Raw genomic sequence first — 6,930 nt, forward strand, 5'->3', positions numbered from 1 at the left:
TTTTTTGATGTCTTCTACTTAAGAGTGCATTGTCTCATTATTCTGTCAATGCGTAAGTCCTATTAATCTACAATGCTTTGAATAGTTTTCTCCGACACCTCCGCTCTCATTCCTCACCCCATATTTTCGGTTAATGGTTCTGACTTACCATAGCCATAGGGTTCTGCAATCACTATGGGAAGTTCTTCAAAGTTTTCAACATCAGGAGGAGAAGATAACAACCATTCCAAACCAATTGCTCGCCAGGGATTATCTGGAGCTTTTTTACCAGCAATCCAAGAACTAATCATATTGAGTAGAAAAGGTACAGTGGACACACCCAATAAAAACGCACCAAGACTAGCTAGTACATTCCAAAAAGCAAATTCTGGATCGTAGGAAGCAACTCGTCTAGGCATTCCCATCAAGCCTAAAGGATGCATGGGGAGGAAATTAAGGGTAGTACCAATAAAGGTTAACCAGAAATGAAGCTTTCCTAATCCTTCGTAGTACATTTTTCCTGTCATCTTGGGAAACCAGTGATAGACTCCAGCAAATAATCCGAAGACAATCGCCCCATAAATAACGTAGTGAAAGTGTCCGACTACAAAGTAAGTATTGTTGACATGAATATCGATGGGAACAGAGGAGAGCATAATTCCTGTAATGCCAGAAAAGACAAAATTGATTAATCCCCCCAAAGCAAATAGCATGGGCGTATCGAGACGAAGTTTACCGCCCCAAATCGTTCCTACCCAAGCAAAGACTTTAATTCCCGTCGGCACTGAAATCAGCATGGTGGAAAACATAAACAAAACCCGCATCCAATCAGGCGTACCACTGGCAAACATATGGTGTACCCAAACAACTGCGCTTAATGCGGTAATGATTAGGGAAGAAATAGCGACTACTTTGTAGCCAAATAAGGGCTTGCGGGCATATACGGGGAAAACTTCGGAAAAAATGCCAAATACAGGCAGAATCATCACATAAACCGCAGGATGGGAATAAAACCAGAAAAAGTGCTGAAATAAAACTGGATTGCCACCTTGGGCGGGATCGAAAAAGGTAGTACCGAAACTTAGATCGCACAGCAGCATAACCGCACCAGCAGTTAAAGCAGGTAATCCAAACAGTTGAATAATTTGTGCAGCTAACACCGTCCAAACAAAGGCAGGCATTTTGAACCAACCCATTCCAGGGCAACGCATTCGCGCGATGGTAGTCACAAAATTGACTGCTCCCATAATCGAAGAAATCCCAGAGATTGCTACTGCTAGCAGCCAAATAAATTCACCGTTGAGCCATTGTCCGCTAGGATTTTGAATGCTGACAGGGGGATAAGACCACCAACCCGCTTGAGCTGGACCTCCAGGGACGAGGAAACTGAGAATAAACAGGGTTCCGAACATGGGAACCATCCAGAATGCCACCGCGTTGAGACGGGGAAAAGCCATATCTCGCGCCCCAATCATTATGGGAACTAGATAATTAGAAAATCCTAACAACACGGGAAACATCCAACCAAACAGCATAATTGTGCCGTGCATGGTATACAAAGCGTTATACACTGTGCGATCGACTAGATCTGGTTCGGGGGTAATTAATTCACCCCGCATAATCATGGCAAAGATGCCAGCGACTAGGTAAAAGAAAAAGGCTGTAACTATATATTGGATGCCAATTACTTTATGGTCGGTACTGAAGCTAAAATAGCGTCGCCAACTAAGAGGTTTTTCGTGGATATGCGCCTCACTTGACGGGTTTGGGGGTGCAATTTGAGTCATGAAGTTTAATAAATGGTTTTAGTTGGTGGTTATTTTCTATTGGTTATTGATTATCTTCTCTAAGGATGATAATTAACTACTGGTGCAGGAGCAGGAACAACCGTTGCCCAAGCTGCTTTATCCGCTCTTTCCTCCCTCAAGGCATATTCAGTGGCAGCTTGATTCGGAGCAGGAGAAGGTTCGCGAGTAGCAGCATCAGCGAGCCACTTTTGGTAATCTTCTGCTGATTCCACTACCACATTTGCCTGCATTGCAGCAAAATACGTGCCACTATATTCAGAATCCCGTAGACGATACTTTCCAGTACGAATGGGGGTAAATTCAAAGTCGATGTTTTGTTGGGGAATAATATCTTGCTTCACTCTGAAAGCAGGAATATAAAAGCCGTGGATGACATCTGGCGATCGCATAACTAAATGAGCGCGTTGGTTTACAGGTAAGTGTAGTTCGGTGCTGGTAATATTTTTTGTTGGATAACGGAATACCCAAGACCATTGTTTGGCTTCTACTTCGATATTAGTCATGGGTGGAACACTTTCCTCTATCGATTCGGCATATGCAGGAGAGATCGCCTTCGGCATCTGCATATGTGCCATTTCCATTGGTCCTCTGATGGACATCTCCATATAGGTTTGATAGCTAAAAGCAGCAATAACAAAGACAATCAGCAAAGGGATCGCCGTCCAGACTATCTCTAAGGTCACATTACCTTCAATGGGTGGTCCATCACTGGTATCGTATCTGCCCGCCCGATTAAAGATAATTGTATAAACGATCGCTGCTGTAACGCCCAGAAAAATAAACGTACCAATAGCAGTTAGCAAGCTAAATAATTTGTCTATTAGCACTGATTCAGCCGAAGCTTGAGGAGGAAACCAGGAATAGGATACCTGTCCCATCCAAATACTGATTGCTACCAAAGCTATAGCGATCGCACCAAGGATTATAATACTCTTTAATCTCACAAAAATTCCTCATCTTAATAGGGTATTGGGGTCTTGTCCGAGGCGCAATAAATTTCCTGCGGTATTGTGAACGCCAAATTCGGCTGCTAGTTGCGCCCCTAATGTGCCGTGAAGATACATGATAAACATGATAAATAAGCCAAAGAGCAAATATCTCCACTGTACTTGTCGGCTGGTATCATTACGCCATACATAACGTTGAAAACCACGCCAGATAGCCATGCCAACGATGGCAGCTAAAAGGAAAACGCCTCCTACACCGTGCCAAAGCATAGTTTCCATTTCTCCAAAGCCCCAGACACTTTTAATATCAGGATTTGATTCGACCAGCATGATTTCATAAAAGCCAAATGCCACTGTAAAAAAGGTCACGATTGCAGCAGCCAGCATATTGTACCAACCTACATCAAAGAAGCTGGCGCGGGTAGCGGGAATAGCTAAATATTTGAATACTACTTTGTCGAAGGGAAATAACACCCCGACTAGATCGAAAGCAATACCAATAATAAATAAGCCTAAAGTGAGATGGACTAAATTAGGGTGAATGGGAATCTTATAAGGAAGTCCATTTGCTCCTAATTGTCCTGATAATTGATTGATTAATTCAGAATTCATTTTTCGAGGGTGTAGGGGTATGGGGGTATTCTTACAAGGGTAAACTTTTTACACTTGATGGCTGAAATGGGCAGAGGGGGAACCTAGGAATCTTGATGTGGGAAAAGCCTAAGAGCTCCTTGATAAAGATAGTATACATATACACTCACCTCTTTGTGAGGGCGCAGCTCCCGATGCGGGCATTCAACAGTCTGGGGAAATCCCAAACTTACGACCTTAGAATTGATTTCGGGAGTTTATGTCGCCCGTCAAAAACCCACTCTTGTGAGATCGGTGCAGGTCAGTGCAGGAATACAAGGATACATTAGGGTTTCTGGTTGTAAGGGAATTTCCTTTCTGTTTCTGTTTCTTTCCTTGCTCTTTGTTCCTCAAAGAAGTCCTTCTTTTGCTGCTTCGACGACGGGGACTGTATGCAAACCATATACCCAGACTAATTCATCTCCCAGATATACCTGAAAAAATACCAAGCCTGTTAACAGCACCCCTATACCCAGATATGCTAAAGGCATCTTTTGGGGGTCTTGAGAGCGAATTACATAACGCCAGCCTGTAATTGCAGCAATTATTCCTGATAGCGACCAGCCAATGATAGTATGTAGATCTAAAATCGGTTCGGCAGCATCATAGGCGATCGCTAAACCTGCTTCTATTTGTCCAAAAACAATGGCAATAAAGATTGAGATTGTGGCAAAAAACATATTCCACCAGCTAACCTCGTATAACTTATAGTTTTTACTAAAATACCCTACAACATCGCAAAAAAATGCGAATAGTACCATCGCAATCACAAAATGAACAACAATGGGATGAATCGTATCGGGATAGGGTAAATTATGGTCGTTGAGGGGAGGTAGTAAGTTTTCAAACATTCTAATTTTTAATACTAATTAATCATTAATCAAAATAAAAACCTGCTATTGAAAAATATCAATACATAGTATTGATTTAAAGTTTTAAGCAGTTACTTAACGATTAAATTGTCCAAACAGAATTGATTCCTGCATTTTCTATAGTTATGTTAACTAGCAAAAATATGAACAACTGTTTTTTTTAGCTTTGCTTAATAGGTGTAAAATACTCGCTATCAATTGTGAGCTTTCAAATTCATCGAGAATTACGGAAAAAGCGATCGCTATGTAGCCTTGATTAGATTTCGATTTACTCAATATTATTTATTGTTTTCAAATATCGCTTATTAATAATTTACTGAAAAACAAATATCTATCTTGTAAGATTGACTACAACCATCTATTTATGTATTAACATCTATTGTCAACGCTCAATTTCAGATCGGGGCTATTTTATTCTCCTAGACAGAGAATTTCCGATCTGTCTGACAACCAAAGTCCGTCTTAGAGAACTTATCCCAATTTTCGCGCACTGGCTAGATAGATATCACATTATTTTTAATTGACGAAAAAACACTAAGACTATTGTTTACACTAAATCCTGTAGAGACCTCTTATTTGAGGGGCTGTCTCCTGGCGAGGTGGCGTATTCTGAGCGAAAGGGATGCGCTCGGTTTCGCGACTCGTATCCCATCGAAGCTTTTGGGAAACCCCGTGACCATCGTGTGACCGCCATGTTTCCCCAGGCGGGGCGTTGTCAACACAGGAGTGGAATATGCCGACTGACCGTCGGCATTTCCTCCCGTCAACACTCGCGCGTTCCTTTGCCGAGGAAGCCTCGGCAGGGTCGCTCGTCATTGTTCTGAATTTGTTTCAGAACACAGCCCCTTGAGTTTACATTGTTCTCGAATGGGGATAAGTCCCGTCGCGTCTCTACTAAATTCAGACTCCTAGCTCCAAACTCAGTCTCTTGTTAATGCATGAGAAGCGGTATTAAATAGTCAACTCGCGCATTCGGTGACTCCGAGTCTTTCGAGGTTTCCTCGCCAAACGTCCGTCAAATTGATTTCTTGTGCATTATATTCACAATGAAATAGCCCTGGGTTCAGATGGAACGGTTTTGATTAGTTTTTTTAGTCAAAATAGTATCAAAAATTAGAAGTTAGAGAAATCTTTAATTAGAAATGGTGCTTAATAAGAACTTATCTAAGGTCAATTCGGCAGATAAAAGCCAGAATTTGCGATTATTCGGGCTACCTGCTGAACAAGGTCGGTGGCTACTCATCTTACTGGGAATGATCGTTCTATTGTGTTTAGGAACAGTTTACTCTTGGAGTATTTTTAGACAACCGATAGAAACATTATTAGAGGTTGGTGCAACCGAAAGCTTGTTACCTTACACGTTCGCATTGATGTTTTATTCGATTTTCGTGACTGTCACAGGGTTTTACCTAGATCGCCTGGGAACTCGCCTAGTAACCATGATTGGAGGAGCGATTGTGGGTATTGGCTATGTACTCTCTAGCTTTGCCACCAACATTTTAATGCTAACTCTTACTTATGGAGTGATAGTAGGCACAGGTGTGGGTACAGCCTATGGAGTACCGATGTTGATTGCTGCTCGCTGGTTTCCCGATAAGAAAGGACTAGCAGTAGGTCTAACTATTGTGGGATTTGGGCTATCTCCAATCGTGACAGCCCCATTAGCCAAAGGATTAATCGATCGCTATGGAGTACAGCAAACACTATTGATGATGGGAATTGTTTTTACAGTAATTATTCTCTCGATTTCCACCTTACTCAAATTACCCCCATCTGGCTGGCAACCTAAAGGATGGCAAGCTGTTGCTAGCAAAACGGTTAACTCGAAACCCTCTAGCTCGAATATCTTCCAAACTCGTTCTTTTTATGGGCTATGGGTTTGCTATATGATCGGTACATTAGTTGGTTTAAGTGCGATTGGGATTTCTAGTCCAGTAGCTCAGGAAATCATCAAATTGAATCCAACCTTAGCTGCTACCAGTGTTTCTTTTTTTGCTTTGTTTAATGGGCTAAGTCGTCCCTTATTTGGTTGGTTGAGCGATCGCTTTCAACCGCGCTATGTTGCAGTTACCTCTTACGTTCTGATTCTGATTGCCACAATTATGATGATGAACGCCCAGGAAGGACAGATAGCCACCTATTTAATCGCATTCTCTATCTTCTGGTTTTGCTTGGGAGGATGGCTAGCACTCGCGCCAGCAACTACTTTAAAGTTGTTTAACCCCGATCGTTACCCTCAGAATTACGGTATTGTTTTTTCCGCCTATGGAGTGGGTGCGCTACTGGGAACGCTGACTGCTGGACGTATTCGCGATTTGTTTGGCTCTTACACCTACGCATTTTATCCAATGGCATTACTGGCGATGATAGGAATTATCGTCGCAATGACTACCTTAAAGCGTGATTGAATGAGATTTTTTGAGAAATCGGTGGGATACATCTTTTTAAACCCACCACGTAACTTTATTCCACTTAAAATTAGCTATAAGCCATTAGCTATAAGCTATAGCCGTACAAAGTTAGGTTAGAACAGATTACTTATCTGCTCGGAAGTAGCAAGTAGCAAGTAGCAAGTAGCAAGGTTTAAGGATGTCCTAACGCTGATATGTAATGCTATATAAGCTTGAATCGCATAGTGGAGGAGTTGACCTTTATGTATGTTCTATTTCACTTATCTCTCACGGTTCGCTTAAA

5 protein-coding genes are annotated in these 6,930 nt (G+C 41.9%); 1 reads left to right on the forward strand and 4 read right to left on the reverse strand.

Annotated elements, in window-relative coordinates; genetic code table 11:
• Positions 1–113: 113 nt before the first annotated feature.
• From ctaD to H1P_RS29455, 4 genes are all read right to left on the reverse strand, one after another.
• Positions 114–1,766: a cytochrome c oxidase subunit I gene (gene ctaD / locus H1P_RS29440; protein ID WP_144874451.1), complete on the reverse strand. Its 1,653-nt coding sequence runs from the start codon at positions 1,764–1,766 to the stop codon at positions 114–116.
• Positions 1,767–1,825: 59 nt separating this feature from the next.
• Entirely contained in the window at positions 1,826–2,731 is a 906-nt protein-coding gene (locus H1P_RS29445; RefSeq protein WP_144874453.1) for a cytochrome c oxidase subunit II, read from the reverse strand.
• 9 nt (positions 2,732–2,740) lie between these two features.
• On the reverse strand, positions 2,741–3,346 hold the full coding sequence (locus tag H1P_RS29450) for a DUF2231 domain-containing protein (RefSeq protein WP_144874455.1): 606 nt from the start codon (positions 3,344–3,346) through the stop codon (positions 2,741–2,743).
• Positions 3,347–3,714: 368 nt separating this feature from the next.
• A complete protein-coding gene (locus H1P_RS29455) occupies positions 3,715–4,215 on the reverse strand; it encodes a DUF2231 domain-containing protein (protein WP_144874457.1) in 501 nt (166 codons plus the stop codon).
• A 1,163-nt stretch (positions 4,216–5,378) separates the two neighbouring features.
• Between H1P_RS29455 and H1P_RS29460 the strand changes: the two genes are divergently transcribed.
• Positions 5,379–6,644: an L-lactate MFS transporter gene (locus H1P_RS29460; protein ID WP_144874459.1), complete on the forward strand. Its 1,266-nt coding sequence runs from the start codon at positions 5,379–5,381 to the stop codon at positions 6,642–6,644.
• Positions 6,645–6,930 lie beyond the last annotated feature (286 nt).

The sequence above is a fragment of the Hyella patelloides LEGE 07179 genome (genome assembly GCF_900659865.1).
GTDB lineage: Bacteria > Cyanobacteriota > Cyanobacteriia > Cyanobacteriales > Xenococcaceae > Hyella > Hyella patelloides.

Bases quoted from the DNA above. Each gene is read 5' to 3' on its own strand.
- ctaD (WP_144874451.1), bottom strand. From the start codon at position 1,766: ATGACTCAAATTGCACCCCCAAACCCGTCAAGTGAGGCGCATATCCAC.
- H1P_RS29450 (WP_144874455.1), bottom strand. From the start codon at position 3,346: ATGAATTCTGAATTAATCAATCAATTATCAGGACAATTAGGAGCAAAT.
- H1P_RS29455 (WP_144874457.1), bottom strand. From the start codon at position 4,215: ATGTTTGAAAACTTACTACCTCCCCTCAACGACCATAATTTACCCTAT.
- H1P_RS29460 (WP_144874459.1), top strand. From the start codon at position 5,379: ATGGTGCTTAATAAGAACTTATCTAAGGTCAATTCGGCAGATAAAAGC.